The 17,663-nt window shown below is 60.2% G+C and carries 13 protein-coding genes; 11 read left to right on the top strand and 2 right to left on the bottom strand.

Translation table 11 applies throughout. From position 1 onward, the window contains the following. The first annotated feature begins 51 nt into the window (after window positions 1-51). Entirely contained in the window at window positions 52-288 is a 237-nt protein-coding gene (locus JJB09_RS20885; RefSeq protein WP_201662959.1) for a DUF4189 domain-containing protein, read from the top strand. A gap of 104 nt (window positions 289-392) precedes the next feature. Here JJB09_RS20885 and katG read toward each other — a convergent pair whose 3' ends face one another. Beyond that, window positions 393-2,585, bottom strand: a complete 2,193-nt coding sequence (gene katG, locus JJB09_RS20880; RefSeq protein ID WP_201662956.1) for a catalase/peroxidase HPI — start codon at window positions 2,583-2,585, stop codon at window positions 393-395. Window positions 2,586-2,689: 104 nt separating this feature from the next. Here katG and JJB09_RS20875 point away from each other — a divergent pair, with 104 nt between their 5' ends. Further along, a complete protein-coding gene (locus JJB09_RS20875) occupies window positions 2,690-3,595 on the top strand; it encodes a hydrogen peroxide-inducible genes activator (protein ID WP_201662953.1) in 906 nt (301 codons plus the stop codon). Between the two features lie 6 nt (window positions 3,596-3,601). Here JJB09_RS20875 and adhP read toward each other — a convergent pair whose 3' ends face one another. Continuing rightward, entirely contained in the window at window positions 3,602-4,627 is a 1,026-nt protein-coding gene (gene adhP / locus JJB09_RS20870; RefSeq protein WP_201662950.1) for an alcohol dehydrogenase AdhP, read from the bottom strand. A gap of 507 nt (window positions 4,628-5,134) precedes the next feature. Between adhP and JJB09_RS20865 the strand changes: the two genes are divergently transcribed. The 9 genes from JJB09_RS20865 (at window position 5,135) to ligA (ending at window position 17,607) form a co-directional block, all read left to right on the top strand. Next, the gene (locus tag JJB09_RS20865; RefSeq protein WP_201662947.1) at window positions 5,135-5,836 is read left to right on the top strand and encodes a calcium-binding protein; all 702 of its coding nucleotides are present in this window, start codon (window positions 5,135-5,137) and stop codon (window positions 5,834-5,836) included. Between the two features lie 454 nt (window positions 5,837-6,290). After that, window positions 6,291-7,217 (top strand): D-alanine--D-alanine ligase, encoded by a 927-nt coding sequence (locus JJB09_RS20860; RefSeq protein WP_201662944.1) that lies wholly within the window; start codon window positions 6,291-6,293, stop codon window positions 7,215-7,217. A gap of 26 nt (window positions 7,218-7,243) precedes the next feature. Then, a complete protein-coding gene (locus JJB09_RS20855; RefSeq protein ID WP_201663058.1) occupies window positions 7,244-8,131 on the top strand; it encodes a cell division protein FtsQ/DivIB in 888 nt (295 codons plus the stop codon). Continuing rightward, a complete protein-coding gene (gene ftsA, locus JJB09_RS20850) occupies window positions 8,128-9,459 on the top strand; it encodes a cell division protein FtsA (RefSeq protein ID WP_201662942.1) in 1,332 nt (443 codons plus the stop codon). The genes JJB09_RS20855 and ftsA overlap by 4 nt, the downstream gene beginning before the upstream one ends. 138 nt (window positions 9,460-9,597) lie before the next feature. Beyond that, complete coding sequence (gene ftsZ / locus JJB09_RS20845; protein ID WP_201662939.1) at window positions 9,598-11,406, top strand: cell division protein FtsZ; 1,809 nt, start codon at window positions 9,598-9,600, stop codon at window positions 11,404-11,406. A gap of 277 nt (window positions 11,407-11,683) precedes the next feature. Then, window positions 11,684-12,637: a UDP-3-O-acyl-N-acetylglucosamine deacetylase gene (lpxC, locus tag JJB09_RS20840; RefSeq protein WP_201663057.1), complete on the top strand. Its 954-nt coding sequence runs from the start codon at window positions 11,684-11,686 to the stop codon at window positions 12,635-12,637. 206 nt (window positions 12,638-12,843) lie between these two features. Next, window positions 12,844-13,692, top strand: a complete 849-nt coding sequence (locus JJB09_RS20835) for an outer membrane protein assembly factor BamD (RefSeq protein ID WP_425523753.1) — start codon at window positions 12,844-12,846, stop codon at window positions 13,690-13,692. A gap of 21 nt (window positions 13,693-13,713) precedes the next feature. Continuing rightward, window positions 13,714-15,387 (top strand): DNA repair protein RecN, encoded by a 1,674-nt coding sequence (gene recN / locus JJB09_RS20830; RefSeq protein WP_201662933.1) that lies wholly within the window; start codon window positions 13,714-13,716, stop codon window positions 15,385-15,387. 60 nt (window positions 15,388-15,447) lie between these two features. Beyond that, window positions 15,448-17,607, top strand: a complete 2,160-nt coding sequence (ligA, locus tag JJB09_RS20825; protein ID WP_201662930.1) for an NAD-dependent DNA ligase LigA — start codon at window positions 15,448-15,450, stop codon at window positions 17,605-17,607. Window positions 17,608-17,663: the final 56 nt, after the last annotated feature.

The raw sequence follows: 17,663 nt of genomic DNA, 5'->3' as shown, positions 1-17,663 counted from the left end.
GGAAGGGGAACCGGGCAGGGGGACTGCCCGGCTTTTTCTATGGAGGCAGACTTGAATAAATATTTGCGGATCGGGCTGACTGCGATCTCTTTTGCAGCGGCCGGCGTCGCTTCAACCGGATCGGCACATGCCTGGGGCTGCATTGCAGTTTCTGAAGAAGGCTCTTACGGTTACAGCTACAATTTTGACGATCAGGACGATGCATCTGCAAGGGCGCTGAACGAGTGTGCCGCCAAGACGACCACCGAGTCGACCTGCGAGATCACCGAGTGCGACGAAAACTCGTAATATCGAGCGAATTCTAAACGACAAAAAGCCCGCGGTGAGCGATCACCGCGGGCTTTTTGCGTTTATGGCGGTGAGGCGGCCACTCGGCTGCCTCACCTGCAGGATCAGGCAAGATCGAAACGATCGGCGTTCATCACCTTGGCCCAGGCCGCTACGAAGTCGCGGGCGAACTTTTCTTGCGAATCGCGCTGGCCGTAGACTTCGGCAAGCGCCCGGAGCTGGGAGTTCGAACCGAACACCAGGTCGGGGCGGGTGGCGGTCCACTTCGCTTCGCCCGTCTTGCGATCGCGGCCCTCGAAAGCATTCTTCGAACCCGAGACCGCCTTCCATTCCGTGCCCATGTCGAGCAGGTTGACGAAGAAGTCGTTGGAGAGCGTTTCGGAGCGTGTAGTGAAGACACCGTGCTGGGACTGTCCAGCATTGGCGTTCAGCACGCGCAGGCCACCGACCAGAACCGTCATCTCCGGTGCGGTCAGCGTCAGCAGCTGGGCCTTGTCCACCAACAACTCCTCGGGCGAAATGGAGTATTCGCCTTTCTGATAGTTGCGGAAGCCATCGGCGATCGGCTCGAGGACGGCAAAGGACTCCACATCGGTTTGCTCCTGGGTCGCATCGGTACGACCGGGCGTGAACGGAACCTCGATGTAGTGACCGCCGTTGGCCGCGGCCTTTTCCACGGCTGCCGCGCCTGCCAGAACGATAAGGTCCGCCAGGGAGACCTTCTTGCCGCCGGACTGGGCGTCGTTGAATGCTTTCTGGATGCCTTCAAGGGTCTGGAGGACGGTTGCCAACTGGGCTGGCTGATTGACTTCCCAATCCTTCTGCGGTGCGAGACGGATGCGGGCACCGTTGGCGCCACCGCGCTTGTCGGAACCGCGGAATGTCGATGCCGACGCCCAGGCAGTCGAGACCAGCTGGGAGATCGGCAATCCCGACGCGAGGATCTTGCCCTTGAGATCGGCAACGTCCTGTGCATCGATCAGCACGTGGTCGACGGCCGGGACGGGGTCCTGCCAGATCAGTTCTTCTGACGGAACTTCCGGGCCGAGATAGCGTGGGCGCGGGCCCATGTCGCGGTGGGTCAGCTTGAACCAAGCCCTCGCGAACGCATCGGCGAACTGATCCGGATTTTCGAAGAACCGCCGCGAGATCTTTTCGTAGGCGGGGTCGGTGCGCAAGGCGATGTCGCTGGTCAGCATGGTCGGTGCATGACGCTTGGACGGATCGTGTGCGTCCGGTATCGTGTTGGCACCGGCGCCATGTTTCGGCGTCCACTGATGCGCACCGGCCGGGCTTTTGGTGAGTTCCCAGTCGTAGCCGAACAGGTTCCAGAAGAAGTTGTTGCTCCACTTCGTCGGCGTCGAGGTCCAGGTGACTTCGAGGCCGCTACCGATGGTGTCGCCACCCTTGCCGGTTCCGAAGCTGCTTTTCCAGCCCAGGCCCATCTGTTCGATCGGGGCAGCTTCCGGTTCAGGACCGACATGTGCAGCATCGCCTGCACCGTGCGTCTTGCCGAAGGTGTGCCCGCCCGCAATCAGGGCAACGGTTTCCTCGTCGTCCATAGCCATGCGCGCGAAAGTCTCGCGAATGTCCTTGGCCGAGGCTAGCGGATCTGGATTGCCATTCGGGCCTTCCGGGTTGACGTAGATCAGGCCCATCTGCACGGCGGCGAGGGGATTTTCGAGGTCCCGTTCACCGGAGTAGCGCTTGTCGGCAAGCCAGGTGTCTTCGCCGCCCCAATAGACGTCTTCCTCGGGCTCCCACACGTCGGCGCGGCCGCCGCCAAAGCCGAAGGTCTTGAAGCCCATCGATTCCAGCGCGACGTTGCCGGCGAGGATCATCAGGTCGGCCCAGGAGATCTTGTTGCCGTATTTCTGCTTGACCGGCCAGAGCAGGCGGCGGGCCTTGTCGAGATTGACGTTGTCAGGCCAGCTGTTGAGCGGTGCAAAACGCTGCTGTCCTGCGCCTGCGCCGCCGCGGCCATCGCCGGTGCGGTAGGTGCCGGCACTGTGCCACGCCATGCGGATGAAGAGGGGGCCGTAATGCCCGAAGTCGGCCGGCCACCAATCCTGCGAATCCGTCATCAGCGCGACGAGATCCTTCTTCAGGGCCTCCAGGTCGAGCTTCCCAAACTCCTCGGCGTAGTTGAACGCCTGACCCATCGGATCGGACAGGGCCGAATTCTGGTGGAGAATCTTGAGATTCAGCTGGTTTGGCCACCAATCCCGGTTCGACCTGGCGCCATGGGCTGTGTGCATAACCGGACACTTGCCCGCAGTTTCGACTTTTTCGTCCATATCTTCCTCCTGTATGTCGAGTCTTTTGTGTGAGGGAACTATCTCTCGAAAGTTTGATAATTTCCAATTGTATTTGTTTTAATTAGTGATAGGAAAAACCTATCATGATTACATTCAGGCAGATGCGCTATTTCGAGGCACTCGCTGCTGCCGGACACTTCGGCAGGGCCGCAAACATGGTCAATATCAGCCAGCCGGCTCTCTCCGCTCAGATCGCCGATCTGGAGAAGGTGCTTGACGTCAAGCTGGTCGAGCGCGGGCGGAGCGGCGCCTTCCTGACCCGGGAAGGTGAGGAATTGTTGCCGGAGATCCGCGGCATCCTTGAAAGCGTGGACAGGCTGCAGGCGCGCGGCCGGGCGGGGCAGGGGCCGCTCAATGGCCGGCTGCGTCTCGGCATCATTCCGACCGTTGCGCCTTACCTTGTACCTGAACTGATCCCGGCCGCGCGCGGGCGTTATCCCGACCTCAACATCGAGCTCAAGGAACTGTTGACGCTCGGATGCCTCGAGGATCTCAGGCACGGAAGGCTGGATTGCGCCATCGTGGCCTTGCCGGTCGAGATGGAAGGCTTTGACAGCCTCACCCTGTTCGAGGATCGCTTTCTGATCGCCAGTTCCGAAGAGGAACGCACGATCCTGATGTCGCCGATGACCGAGGACAATGTCGATGTAGAGCGGCTGCTGCTGCTCGAGGAGGGCCATTGCCTGCGCGATCAGGCGCTGGCGGTGTGCGGCACATCCGCCGGCCGGCGTGTTGCCAATTATGGTGCGACGTCGATGGCGACTCTGCTGCAGATGGTCAGTCATGGCATGGGCATCACGCTCATCCCGGAAATCGCTGTCAGGGACGAGCGGTCGCGCAATCGCATGCGTATCGTGCGGTTCGCCGATCCGCAGCCATCGCGCACCATCGGCCTGATCTGGCGCTCCAGCGCCTCGGGCCGCCGTCGCGACTTCGAGGCACTGGCGCAGGTGGTCAGGGACGCGGCCCATGCCCTGCTTTCCCATTGACATCGCTCAGTTCATGTCGAGCACGATACGGCCATCGATGTCGCCTTTTTCCATCCGGGCAAAGATCTCGTTGATGTTTTCGAGCTTGTCCCAGCTGAAATGCGACGAGACTTTGCCTTCGGCGGCAAATTCGATCGCTTCTTCCAGGTCCTGACGTGTGCCGACAATCGAGCCCCTGACCGTGATGCGTTTGAGCACCGTGTCGAAAACCGGCAGGCTGATCATCGAAGGCGGCAGACCGACCAGCGCCATCGTGCCTTTCGAACGAAGCATATGGAACGCCTGCTCCATGGCCTTGGGGGAAACTGCTGTCACAAGTGCGCCATGGACGCCGCCGACTTCCTTCTGCACCGTCTCGACGGCGCCTGCCTTGCGCGCATCGACGACAAGATCGGCGCCGAGCTTGCGCGCAAGATCCAGCTTGCTGTCGGAAACATCAACAGCGACGACATTCATGCCCATCGCCTTGGCATATTGGACCGCCATGTGCCCCAGGCCGCCAATGCCGGAGATCATCACCCATTCACCGGGATTGACCTCTGTTTCCTTGAGACCCTTGTAGACGGTGACGCCGGCACACAGGACAGGCGCGGCGGGACCGAATTCCAGTTTGGCGGGCAGGATGCCGACATAGTCGGGATCGGCCACGGCGTATTCGGCAAATGAACCATTGACGGAGTAGCCGGTATTCTGTTGCTTCCCGCAAAGGGTCTCCCAGCCGGTTCGGCAATAGGAGCAATAGCCGCAGGCGGTATGAAGCCATGGAACGCCGACCCGGTCGCCTTCCTTCAGCCGTTTGACCGATTTGCCGGCCTTGGCGACGTAACCGACACCTTCGTGGCCGGGAATGAATGGCGGGTTGGGCTTTACCGGCCAGTCGCCATGAGCAGCATGGAGATCCGTATGGCAAACGCCGGTTGCTGCGAAGCGGACGAGGATCTGGTCGTCTGCGGGTTCGGGAATTGGCCATTCCTCGATGGAAAGCGGTTTGCGGAACTCGCGCACGACGGCTGCTTTCATCATTTTCGGCATTGGACTCTCCTTCATTGACGGTTTCGCAACGATGAGAACGCAAAGGCTGATTGTTTGGCCCCAGCTGGAACCCCGCCTGTTGCGGTTCACTCTCATGAGCCTATTGTGCATGACCATTATGACATTGATCCATGTCAACCAGTTACAATTCGAGGTTTTTGTTGCGTGCCTTCCCAATTGCGGATTGTGCAGCGGTTGCGAGAGTATTTATCGTGAGGTGGCATAGTTTGCCTGAGCGGTTCCGGATCTCGCTGAACGAATTTCCACGTGGACTATGCGCCTGCCGGGATTGATCTCAACGCATTGAGGTAAGCCGGTTTGGGTGCTTGTCGCTCAAGGGAGGAAGACGGTTATTTGCTGTTGCGGGCACTCTGGAGTCGGCCGATGCCTAACCGTTAAAATGCGTGCGAACCTCTTTAACGAACTTTAGCAATCTCAAAAATTCACTTGCGCATCGGCATCGGAATCATGTCATCAGGGGTCGGCTCACCAATACGGAGGTAGGGAATGGCCCGCATTAAATACAACGCCCCGATCGAAACTTTCCAGACGATCTGGGACGGCATCTCTGAAACTGAGCTCACAGTGACACGCGATCGCGGCGACAAGGTTGTCGTCGAAGACGCTGCAGGCAACCAGCTCGAATTCAGCGGCAAAAACCTCGACTGGACCGATGCCGGCCTCGTCGGCGGCGTGATCCGCGAAATCTCGCTGAGCAATGAGAGAGGCAAGGAGCTTTTCGAGATCAAGGACGTCAAGCTCGATGCAGCCAGCTTCACGGCCGCGTTCAACGAGAACGGATTGGACGGCGTCTTGTCGGCGGCCCTTGTTGGCGATGACGATATCAAGGGTTCTAAGGGTGCGGACTGGCTTGACGGCATGGGCGGCGAAGACCGGCTGGTCGGCGACAAGGGAGACGATTTCCTGGACGGCGGCGTTGGCAATGACCTTCTCATCGGCGGTCACGGCAGCGACAGTTTCGTTTTCAAAGTCGGTGGCGGCACCGATTTCGTGAAGGATTTCAACCTCGGCAACAAGGGCAGCGATTTCATCGCGGTCGATGCCGATCTTATCGAGTTCGCGCACTGGCAGCAGGATGGCAAGAACCTGGTGATCGACTTCGGTGGCGAGGACAAGCTCATCCTGAAGCACGTGGACGCTGAAGATTTCAGCTCCAATTTCATCGTGGCGCTTCCCGAAATCGTTTAAGGCTCGGGTCTTCCTAAGGTGCCGCTGTCCCTGGGCGGCGGCATCTCAATTCGATGACGTCGAAAGCAGTCAGGGCCTCGCGTGTTGGTCGCCGCCCGAAATTCCACCTGAAATATCAGCGGTTTGAACCGACAATACTACCGCCTTGGAAATGTGTTAATTCGCGGCTGATATGTGCCGCCTTGTCGCTGGCGGGCTAGGACATAGCCGACAGAATGCCGATGACGCAGGGCCGCACGAGCCTTCTGCATATATGTCACACGGCACCCTACGTTTTACAGTTTTCCGTAAACAATTGACACATTTGGATCCCATACGACCAAAAGTTAACGCGTCGTTAACCTTAATCGTTTCTAGTGGCCCCAAGTGATCCGCATGTGCTGACCGTCCCTGAAGTCAGTCTCGGGCAAGCGCGGATTGGTAGCCGACAGAATTGAGTCTTTGGGGAATGTGCATGAGCGGAAAGCACGTCGCGGTATTGATGGGCGGGTTTTCGTCCGAGCGTCCGGTGAGCCTGTCGTCAGGAGCGGCATGCGCCGAGGCGCTGGAGGCCGAAGGCTACCAGGTGAGCCGGGTCGATGTCGGGCGCGATGTGGCTGCGGTTCTTGCCGAGTTGAAGCCGGACGTGGTTTTCAATGCGCTGCATGGGCCCTTTGGCGAAGACGGCACCATCCAGGGTATTCTTGAATATCTTCAAATTCCCTACACCCATTCCGGCGTGCTGGCGTCTGCCCTTGCTATGGACAAGGAGCAAGCCAAGCGCGTTGCCAAGTCGTATGGCATGCCGGTCGCCGAGGCGAAGGTCATGAATCGCTTCGATTTTACCTCTGCCCATCCGATGAAGCCGCCATATGTTGTCAAGCCGGTGCGCGAGGGGTCAAGCTTCGGCGTCGTCATCGTCAAGGAAGATCAGGCTCATCCGCCCCAGGTCATTACGTCAAGTGAATGGCGCTATGGCGACACGATCATGGTCGAACGCTACATCTACGGTCGCGAGTTGACCTGTGGGGTGATGGGTGATGTGGCGCTCGGTGTCACCGAAATAGTGCCGCAAGGACACAGTTTCTACGATTATGATTCCAAATATGTGTCCGGTGGCTCAAAACACGTCATTCCGGCGCAAATTTCACCAAAAATTTACCAAAAAATACAAACACTGGCTCTGAAGGCGCACAAGGCGATGGGTTGCCGCGGGGTCAGTCGTTCTGACTTCCGTTACGACGACCGCTTCTCGGAAGAAGGCGAAGTGATTTGGCTGGAGATCAACACCCAGCCCGGCATGACTCCAACCTCCCTGGTGCCGGAAATGGCACAGCATGCTGGCCATTCCTTTGGTGAATTTCTTCGTTGGATGGTGGAGGACGCGTCGTGCTTGCGTTGAAATCCCGAAAATCGACAGCTCAGGCCATGCAGGATCTGGCGCCGGCTTCCGGCGACAAGGTAATCCTGCCTCGCCACCTGCGTCGCGCGGTTCGCTTTCTCGGCAGCCTGGCAACCGGCCGCATCGACATACCGCGTCATCTCGGTACGGCCTCGCTCGTGGCATTCTATGCAGTGGCGGGCGGCTATTCGATATCACTATCGGGCGAGACCCGCGATGTCACGCAGGCGCTGACTTCGGCGGTTGGCTTTGCCATCAACAATGTCAAGGTTTCCGGCAATGCCGAGACCTCGGAGATCGATATTCTGGAGCGTCTCGGCCTCGATGGCACGACGTCGCTGATGGCGCTCAACGTGGTCGATACTCGCACCGCGCTGAAGACATTGCCCTGGGTGCAGGACGCCGAGGTTCGCAAGATCTATCCAGACACGATCGAAATCAAGCTGACGGAGCGCAAGGCCTTCGGTATCTGGCAGCATGGCGCAGAGCTTTCGCTCATCGAGAAATCCGGTAGCGTGATTGCACCATTGCGTGACAACAAGTTTGCCTACCTCCCGCTGTTCGTCGGCCGCGATGCCGAATCCGGGGCTGAGGAAATCATGGCCGACTTCGATCAGTGGCCGGACGTCAAGAAGCAGGTGAAAGCATTCATGCGTGTCGCGGGCCGTCGCTGGGACCTGCAACTGGCCAATGGCGTCATCGTCAAGTTGCCGGAGCACAACATGGCGCGCGCCATGGCCGATCTCGCAAAACTCAACAGCGAACATCAGTTGGTCGAGCGCGATATCGTTGCCGTCGATCTGCGCCTTGAAGACCGTGTCACGGTCCAGTTGACAGCCGACGCCACCAAGCGTCGCACCGATGCCGTCGTGGCACGCGCCAAGGCACTCAAGAAAGCAGGGGAGGCGATATGAGTATTTTTCGTCCTAACGGTTCGTCTGCACCCCGGCTGAAGCCACTGGCCTCCAAGAAGACGCATGTCGTGTCGGTCCTCGATATCGGATCGACCAAAGTGGTTTGCATGATCGCCCGGTTGACGCCTCGCGAAGCCTCCGAGGTTTTGCCCGGACGGACCCACAAGGTCGAAATCATCGGCATCGGCCACCAGAAGTCGCGCGGTATCAAGTCGGGTGTTATTTCCGATCTCGACGCGCTCGAAGGCGTGATCCGCAATGCCGTCGATACAGCGGAGCGCCAGGCGAAGCTTACGGTCGACAGCCTGATCGTCAACGTTTCCGCTGGCCGGCTGCAGAGCGACATCTACACCGCCTCGATCGATCTGGGTGGCCAGGAAGTCGATCAGGAAGACGTCCGCAAGGTACTCGTCGCCGCATGTCAGCAATCGCAGCGCAACGAACGCGCGGTGCTGCATTCGCTGCCGACCGGCTTTTCGCTCGATGGCGAGCGCGGCATCGGCGATCCCGTCTCCATGTTTGGCGAGACACTCGGCGTCGACATGCACGTGCTGACGGCTGAGCGCATGGCGGTCAAGAACATCGAGCTGTGCGTCAATCGCGCCCATCTCTCTGTAGAAGGCATGGTTGCGACGCCCTATGCCAGCGGACTTGCCGCACTCGTGGACGACGAACTCGAACTGGGATGCGCCGCAATCGACATGGGCGGCGGCATGACGACGATTTCCGTGTTTGCCGAGGGCAAGCTGGTGCATTCCGACGCCATCGGGCTGGGTGGCCATCATGTGACCACCGATCTGGCCCGCGGGCTCTCCACCCGCATCGACGATGCGGAGCGTATCAAGGTGATGCATGGCTCGGCGCTGGCGAACTCCACCGATGATCGCGAACTGATACCGGTTCCGCCGATCAGCGAAGACGAACATGAGCTTCCGACCCAAATTCCGCGCGCTTTGATCAGCAAGATCGTCCGCGCCCGAGTCGAGGAGACGCTGGAAATGATTCGCGACCGAATCCGTTCGTCGGGTTTTTCCCCGATCGTCGGCAAACGCGTCGTACTGACGGGCGGCGCCAGCCAATTGACTGGCCTGCCCGATCTGGCCCGACAGATTCTCGCACGCAACGTGCGGATCGGCCGGCCGATGGGTGTCAAGGGATTGCCACCCGCTGCCAAAGGCCCAGCCTTTTCGACAGCGGTCGGGCTCCTGATCTATCCGCAATTCGCGGATATCGAAATTCACGCGTCCGATCATGGCGTGTTGTCTGCGCTGGCAGGCGGCAATGGCCGGATCGCCCGCGTCAGCCAGTGGCTGAAAAGCAGTTTCTGAGATTGCGGGTGTTCCCCGCGGACTTGGTGAGTGGACTCGTCGGCAAGCGCCTGAACAGCATCAGGCAAGCGCGAGCTGACAAAATAGGAATTGAGGCCGGTACGGCGATCCGGCTAGTCTAGAGGAAGGACGGGTAACATGACCATCAAATTGCAGAAGCCGGACATTACCGAGCTGAAGCCGCGCATCACGGTGTTCGGCGTCGGTGGCGGTGGCGGCAATGCCGTCAACAACATGATCAATGCCGGCCTTCAGGGCGTTGATTTCGTGGTTGCCAACACCGACGCTCAGGCGCTCGCGATGACGAGTGCTGAACGCATCATCCAGATGGGCGTACAGGTTACCGAAGGTCTAGGCGCCGGTTCGCAGCCGGAAGTCGGCCGTGCGGCTGCCGAAGAATGCCTCGACGAGATCATCGATCATCTCAACGGCACGCATATGTGCTTCGTCACCGCCGGCATGGGCGGCGGAACTGGCACAGGCGCCGCTCCAGTGGTCGCCCAGGCTGCCCGCTCCAAGGGTATCCTGACGGTCGGCGTGGTTACCAAGCCGTTCCATTTCGAAGGCGGTCGCCGCATGCGCATCGCCGACCAGGGCATTCAGGAACTGCAGAAGTCCGTTGATACGCTCATCGTTATTCCGAACCAGAACCTCTTCCGGATCGCCAACGACAAAACGACGTTCGCTGATGCTTTCTCCATGGCTGATCAGGTGCTCTATTCGGGCGTCGCCTGCATCACCGACCTGATGGTCAAGGAAGGCCTCATCAACCTCGATTTCGCTGACGTCCGCTCGATCATGCGGGAAATGGGCCGCGCGATGATGGGTACTGGCGAAGCGTCTGGCGAAGGCCGCGCTCTGGCCTCGGCGGAAGCTGCGATTGCCAATCCGCTGCTCGACGAAACCTCGATGAAGGGCGCGCAGGGCCTGCTGATCTCCATCACCGGCGGTCGCGACATGACCCTGTTCGAAGTCGACGAAGCTGCGACCCGAATCCGCGAAGAAGTCGATCCCGACGCCAACATCATCCTTGGCGCAACATTCGACGAAGCATTGGAAGGCATTATCCGCGTTTCTGTTGTCGCGACGGGTATCGATCGCGCAACGGGGGCCGGTGAACAGCGCCCTTTTGACGCAAGGCCGGTCGCTGCGCGTCCGGTTTTGCGTCCCCAGGTTGCTGCTGCCCAGCCGGTCATGTCCGCTCCCGTAGCCACCGCGCCAGCCCCGCAGCCGGTGCAGGTTCAGCCGCAGGTCGCCGCTCAAGTCTATTCAGACCCGGTTGCGGAAACGATTCGCGCCGCCGAGATGGATATGGAACGCGAACTGGAGATTGCTGTCGCCGAGCCGATGATGGCTGAAGTCGCACAGGCATCCGCACAGGAGGCGTTCCGTCCGGCAAGCAAGCTGTTTGCTTCTCCTGCGGCTGAGTTTGCGCCCCGCGCGACGCCGATGGCGCCGCAGCCGGTTCCGCAGCGCATGGAAGCGCCGCAGATCCAGCCGCGTCCTGTCATGCAGGCTCAGGAGCCCCAGCAGGTCTACCAGCAGCAGGTTCGTCACGAGCCGTCGCTGATGGCATCGGTTCGCGCCGAGGCGGAAGCATCGCGCATGCCGAAGGTGGAGGATTTCCCGCCAGTCGTGCAGGCCGAGATCGAGCATCGCGCAGCAGCAGCGTCGGTTCAGGCAGAAGAGCGTGGTCCGATGGGCCTGCTGAAACGTCTGACATCGTCGCTGAGCCGCCGGGAGGAGGAGAATGTTCCTTCCGATCTGACTGCCGGTGCGCCTTCTGCTGCATCCCAGCAGCGCCGGGCCCTTTCGCCCGAGGCCAGCCTGTATGCACCGCGTCGCGGCAATCTCGACGATCAGGGTCGTCAGGTTCCGGGACAGCAGAATCGCCAGGAAGCCGACGAGTTCGACATCCCCGCTTTCCTTCGTCGCCAGACGAACTGACCATCTGTCAAAGCCAGGTTGTGGAAAACGCGAAAGGCCCGGGATTTCCCGGGCCTTTTGCCATGCCGGGCATTAAGTCTGGCAGAACGTTACACTTCGAAAGAAACATTGATTTGGATTGCGCGTCACGCGCAACTATTTTCACGCTGGGTCTGCTTGGGGGAGTGGAGACTGTTTTTGAGTTGAATGCGGCTTGCGCATTTTTGGTTTGGCATGAGATGTCCGGATGAAGCCGGACAGGCGGTCCCCCAAGGGCCGCGCGGAAAAGCGGGGCTACATGGCGTCTGGACTTCAGGGATTTGAAACAACATTTGCAAACCCCTTCACTCTTCGTGGAATCGGTGTTCATTCTGGCGTGGAGGTCAGCGCGACCTTCAATCCGTCAGAAGCCGGTACCGGTATCGTTTTCGTTCGCACTGGCCCCAATGGCGAAGTCACTGAACTCAAGGCCGTCTCGGCAACCGTCGGCAGCACGGATCTCTGCACGGTGCTCGGCACCCATCCCGTGCGTTCCGTCGCAACGGTAGAGCATGTCATGGCCGCGCTTTATGCGCTTGGAATCGACAATGCGGTGATCGAGATCGACGGCGCCGAGATGCCTGTGATGGATGGCAGTTCCGCCGTTTTCGTTGACGCGATCGAGCAGGCCGGTATTCGGTCGCTGGTCAAGAAGCGTCGCTATATCAGGGTCAAGAAGCAGGTCCGTATCGACGTGGGGCCATCCTGGGCCGAGTTCCATCCTTATGACGGCACGCGCTACGAAGTCGAGATCGACTTCTCGAGCCCGCTGATCGGTCGTCAGTCCTGGAAGGGCGATATGACGGCTTCGACCTTCAAGACCGAGCTGTCACGGGCCCGCACCTTCGGCTTCATGCGCGATGTCGAGCGCCTTTGGGCGGCAGGCCTGGCGCTTGGCTCCTCGCTGGAAAATTCGGTCGTCATCGGTGACGACAACCGTGTGATCAACATGGAAGGCTTGCGCTATCCCGACGAGTTCGTGCGGCACAAGACGCTGGATGCGGTCGGCGATCTTGCGCTGGCAGGTGCTCCGTTCCTCGGTCTCTATCGCTCGTATCGCGGTGGTCACAAGGTCAATGCGCTAGCGCTCAAGGCCCTGCTGTCGGACAGCTCGGCTTACGAGATCGTGGAGTCGGCCGGCCAACGGCAGCGCGTCGCTGCCCCCGAGATGATCGCGGTCACACATCAGGAATACGCGCCCTGGACGGCGTAATTCCTGGATCTCTTGTGCGTTGTCGCCAATTCCCCGGTATGAAGGCAACACCCTGACCCGGTTTTGCCATAAATGTATACGAATTGGAGAAGGTGGCGTTGCGGTTCCGGCCGTTTTGTGGCTAGAACAGCCTCGGCGGGAACCGGGCCTTGCGGCCCGAGCCGCCCATGTTCGTCACCCTCTGGGGATTTGCAGGAAGAGACATGATGAAATTATCCGTGCGCGCCGTGCTTCTGACGCTGGCTATTGGTGCCTCTGGCACATTGCTGGCTGGCTGCACGAGCGATCCAGATCTGGACATCACCAAGCTCGCCGCCGAGACCGATCCGCCTGAGCAGCTCTACAACGAAGGTCTGGCGAACCTGAACGCGGGTAAGACCGCCGAAGCGCAGCGCAAGTTCGATGCGCTCGATCGCCAGCATCCATTCTCTGAATGGGCACGTAAGGCGCTGGTGATGAGCACCTTCATGAAATATCGCAGCGGCGACAACGAGGGTGCCATTCAGAACGGCACCCGGTATCTTAGCCTGTACCCGCAAACCAAGGATTCTGCCTACGTGCAGTATCTGATCGGCCTTTCTTATTCCAAGCAGATCCCGACGGTGACGCAGGACCAGCGTGCCGCTGCCAAGACCATCGAAGCCATGCTGAAAGTCGTCAACGACTATCCGAAGTCGGAATATGTCGATGATGCGCAGACGAAGATCCGGTATGCTCGCGACCAGCTGGCCGGCAAGGAAATGCAGGTCGGCCGTTACTATGAGGAGCGCAAGGAATATCTTGCCGCTATCTCTCGCTTCCGCACCGTTGTGGAGCAGTTCCCGAACACCAATCAGGTCGAGGAAGCGCTGGCCCGCCTGTGCGAAAGCTACTATGCGCTCGGCCTCGCCGACGAGGCGCAGACCGCCGCAGCCGTCCTGGGCCACAACTACCCGGACAGCGAGTGGTATAAGGATAGCTTCGCACTGTTGCAGTCCAAGGGACTTGCACCACGCGAGAACCAGGGTTCTTGGATTTCCCGCGCTGGCAAGAAGCTGCTGCTCGGCGAGTCCTGATCGCTAGGACCAGGCCCGCTCATGCTCATTCAGCTGTCGATCCGCGATATTGTTCTGATCGATCGGCTCGATCTCAGTTTCGCGCCGGGCCTTTCCGTGCTGACCGGCGAAACCGGTGCCGGCAAATCGATCCTGCTTGACTCACTTTCGCTTGCGCTCGGTGGCCGCGGCGATGGCGGACTCGTCCGACACGGCGAGGACAAGGGCCAGGTGACGGCCGTTTTCGATGTCGGCTCCAGCCATCCGCTACGTCACCTCCTGCGTGAAAACGGCATCGACGACGATGGCGACATCATCTTCCGGCGCGTTCAATCGGCCGATGGCCGCAGCCGTGCCTTCGTCAACGACCAGCCGGTGAGCGTACAGCTGATGCGCGATGCGGGCGGCAAGCTCGTGGAAATCCACGGCCAGCACGACGACAGGGCACTGGTCGATGGCGAAGCGCACCGTATGCTACTCGACGCCTTTGCCGGTCTCAGCGAGGAAGCTGATGGGCTCGGTCGACTTTATCGCGTCTGGAAAGACGCGGGCAGGGAGCTCAGGACCCATCGCGCCAAGGTAGAGGCGGCAGCTCGCGAAGCCGATTATCTCAGAGCATCCGTGGAGGAACTGGAAAAACTTTCCCCGGTGGATGGTGAAGAGGACGAGCTTGCCGAAAGACGCTCCCGGATGATGAAGTCCGAGCGGATCGCCGGCGATATCTCCGAAGCATCCGATTACCTCAACGGCTCGGCTTCGCCTGTGCCGCATATCGCCTCGATGGTGCGACGGCTGGAGCGCAAATCGGCTGAGGCGCCAGGGCTGCTTGAAGACACGGTCAAAACTCTGGATGAGGCACTGGATCTGTTGTCCGAGGCCCAGAACATGGTCGAGGAAGCACTCCGACGCACTGAATTCGACCCGAAGGAGCTTGAGCGGGTTGAGGAGCGGCTGTTCGCATTGCGCGCCGCCTCCCGTAAGTTTTCGGTACCGGTGACCGACCTGCCGGCACTTGCCGCCCGGATGATCGCCGATCTTGCCGATCTCGATCAGGGCGAGTCGAAACTGAAGCAACTGGAAAAGCGGGAAGCGGAGGCGGGGGCAGAATATATTGTTGCCGCCCAGAGCCTTTCGGAGAAACGTCACAATGCCGGTCAGGCGCTTTCCGACGCTGTCATGGCAGAACTGCCGGCGTTGAAACTCGAGCGCGCCCGCTTCATGACCGAGATTTCCACCGATAAGGACAATGCCAGCCTCTCCGGCATCGATCAGGTGGCATTCAACGTCCAGACCAATCCGGGCACACGGCCCGGCCCGATCATGAAAGTGGCGTCGGGCGGGGAACTGTCGCGTTTTCTTCTGGCGCTCAAGGTGGCGCTGGCCGATCGCGGCTCGGCGCCAACGCTGGTCTTCGACGAGATCGACAGCGGCGTGGGTGGCGCGGTTGCCGATGCCATCGGCCAGCGGCTGAAGCGCCTTTCGTCGCGGGTGCAGGTCCTGTCGGTCACGCATGCGCCGCAGGTTGCGGCGCGCGCCAACACCCATCTGCTGATTTCCAAGGCGCCGGTCGAGGATACGTCCGGCCGCATATCCACCCGGGTTGCCACCATGGACGACGGCGAACGCCGCGAGGAGATCGCCCGCATGCTGGCCGGTGCCTCGATCACCGAAGAGGCGCGGGCCGCCGCCAGCAAGCTGCTGCGAGGCGAGGCTTAGAGGCCTTCACTTCTGTGATATCCCGGTCTAGATATTCCCCGAAGCATTTCGGGGAGAGTCATGCCAGTTTCGAACACACCAGTCGCCGATCTGACCGCCCAGCAGGCTGCCGCAGAACTTGAATATCTCGCAGGCGAGCTCGCCCGGCATGATGCGCTCTATCATGGCAAGGACGCGCCCGAAATTTCGGATGCCGACTACGATGCGTTGAAGCGCCGCAACGATGAGGTCGAACAGACATTCCCCGATCTCGCTCGCGCAGATAGCCCGTCGCGCAAGGTCGGTGCTGCTCCGGTTTCGGGATTCCAGCAGGTCACCCATTCCAGGCCGATGCTGTCGCTGGACAACACGTTTTCCGACGAGGACGTGCGGGATTTCGTTGCCAGCGTCTACCGGTTCCTTGGCGTGTTTCCGGATAATTCCATCGCCTTTACCGCCGAGCCGAAGATCGACGGTCTGTCGATGTCGCTGCGCTACGAACGCGGCCGGCTGGTGAGTGCCGCAACCCGCGGCGATGGAACGGTCGGCGAAAATGTCACCGCCAATATCCGCACCATAAAGGAAATCCCGCAAGTCCTTCCGGCTGGTGTGCCCGATGTGGTCGAGGTGCGCGGCGAAGTCTATATGGCCAAAGCCGACTTTGCGGCGTTGAATGCGCAGATGGAGGCCGAGGGCAAGCCTACCTACGTCAATCCACGCAATACCGCCGCCGGTTCGCTCCGCCAGCTCGACCCGAAGGTGACGGCGACCCGCAAGCTCAGGTTCTTCGCCTATGCCTGGGGCGAGATTACCGAGATGCCCGCCGATACGCAGCTGGGAATGGTGCAGACATTTGCCGAATGGGGATTTCCGACCAATCCCCTGATGAAGCGCCTCTCCGATGTCGAGGAGATCATTGCCCACTATAACGAGATCGGCCTGCAACGCGCCTCGCTCGATTACGATATCGACGGCGTGGTCTACAAGGTCGACCGGCTGGACCTGCAGGAGCGATTGGGGTTCCGTTCGCGCAGCCCCCGCTGGGCCACCGCACACAAGTTTCCCGCCGAGCAGGCGACGACGACTGTGACCGAAATCGATATTCAGGTCGGCCGCACCGGCGCGCTGACGCCGGTCGCGCGTCTGGAGCCGGTGACGGTCGGCGGCGTTGTTGTCACGAATGCAACCCTTCACAATGCCGACTATATCGAGGGCATCGGAAATTCCGGCGAACGGATCCGCCCGGAGGGGCATGATATCCGCAAGGGCGACACAGTCATTGTCCAACGAGCCGGCGACGTCATCCCGCAGGTGCTCGATGTCGTGCTGGAAAAGCGGCCCGCAATTGCCGTGCCATATGAATTTCCGAAGATGTGCCCGGTTTGCGGCAGCCATGCCGTCCGCGAGCGAAACGAAAAGACGGGTAAGCTTGATTCCGTGACGCGCTGCACGGGCGGTTTCGTCTGCTCGGCGCAGGCCATCGAGCATCTCAAGCATTTCGTTTCACGCGATGCCTACGACATCGAGGGGCTTGGCTCCAAGCAGATCGAATTCTTTTTCACCAGCGAGGATCCCTCTATGCGGATCCGGACCGCGCCGGAAATCTTTACCCTGCGTGCGCGTCAGGAAGCCTCGACACTCGTCAAGCTCGAGAACATAGAAGGTTTTGGTCGAACGAGCGTGACCAAGCTCCTCAATGCGATCGATGCACGCCGCGAAATCGCGCTCAACCGGTTCATCTATGCGCTCGGTATCCGCCATGTCGGCGAGACCACGGCGAAGCTGCTGGCGCGCGCCTATGGTACCTACGACGCGTTTGAAACGGGCATGAAAGAGGCCGCACCACTTTTCGGTGAAGCCTGGAATGAACTGAATGCCATCGAAGGGATTGGCGAGATCGTCGCCCGCGCGATCGTGGAGTTCTACAAGGAGCCGCGCAATCTCGACGTCATTTCGCGGTTGCTCTCCGAGGTCACGCCGCAGGCTGTCGAGGCCCCGGTGACTTCTGGCAGTCCCGTGGCCGGAAAGACGGTTGTATTCACCGGGTCGTTGGAAAGATTTACCCGTGACGAGGCCAAGGCGCGCGCCGAAGGGCTGGGCGCCAAGGTTGCCGGCTCGGTATCGAAGAAAACAGACTATGTCGTCGCTGGTCCGGGCGCTGGTTCGAAACTGGACAAGGCCCGCGAATTGGGCGTGACGGTCATGACAGAGGACGATTGGCTGGCGTTCATCGGTGGGTGAGTGCTATTCCTGTCGAAGTTTGCGTGTAGATTCTGTTTGTAGCCCACATCTCGGGA

It is taken from the genome of Phytoamicus setariae, assembly GCF_016722925.1.
Taxonomy (GTDB): domain Bacteria; phylum Pseudomonadota; class Alphaproteobacteria; order Rhizobiales; family Rhizobiaceae; genus Rhizobium_E; species Rhizobium_E setariae.
This window is presented reverse-complemented; position numbering and strand designations above follow the sequence as displayed.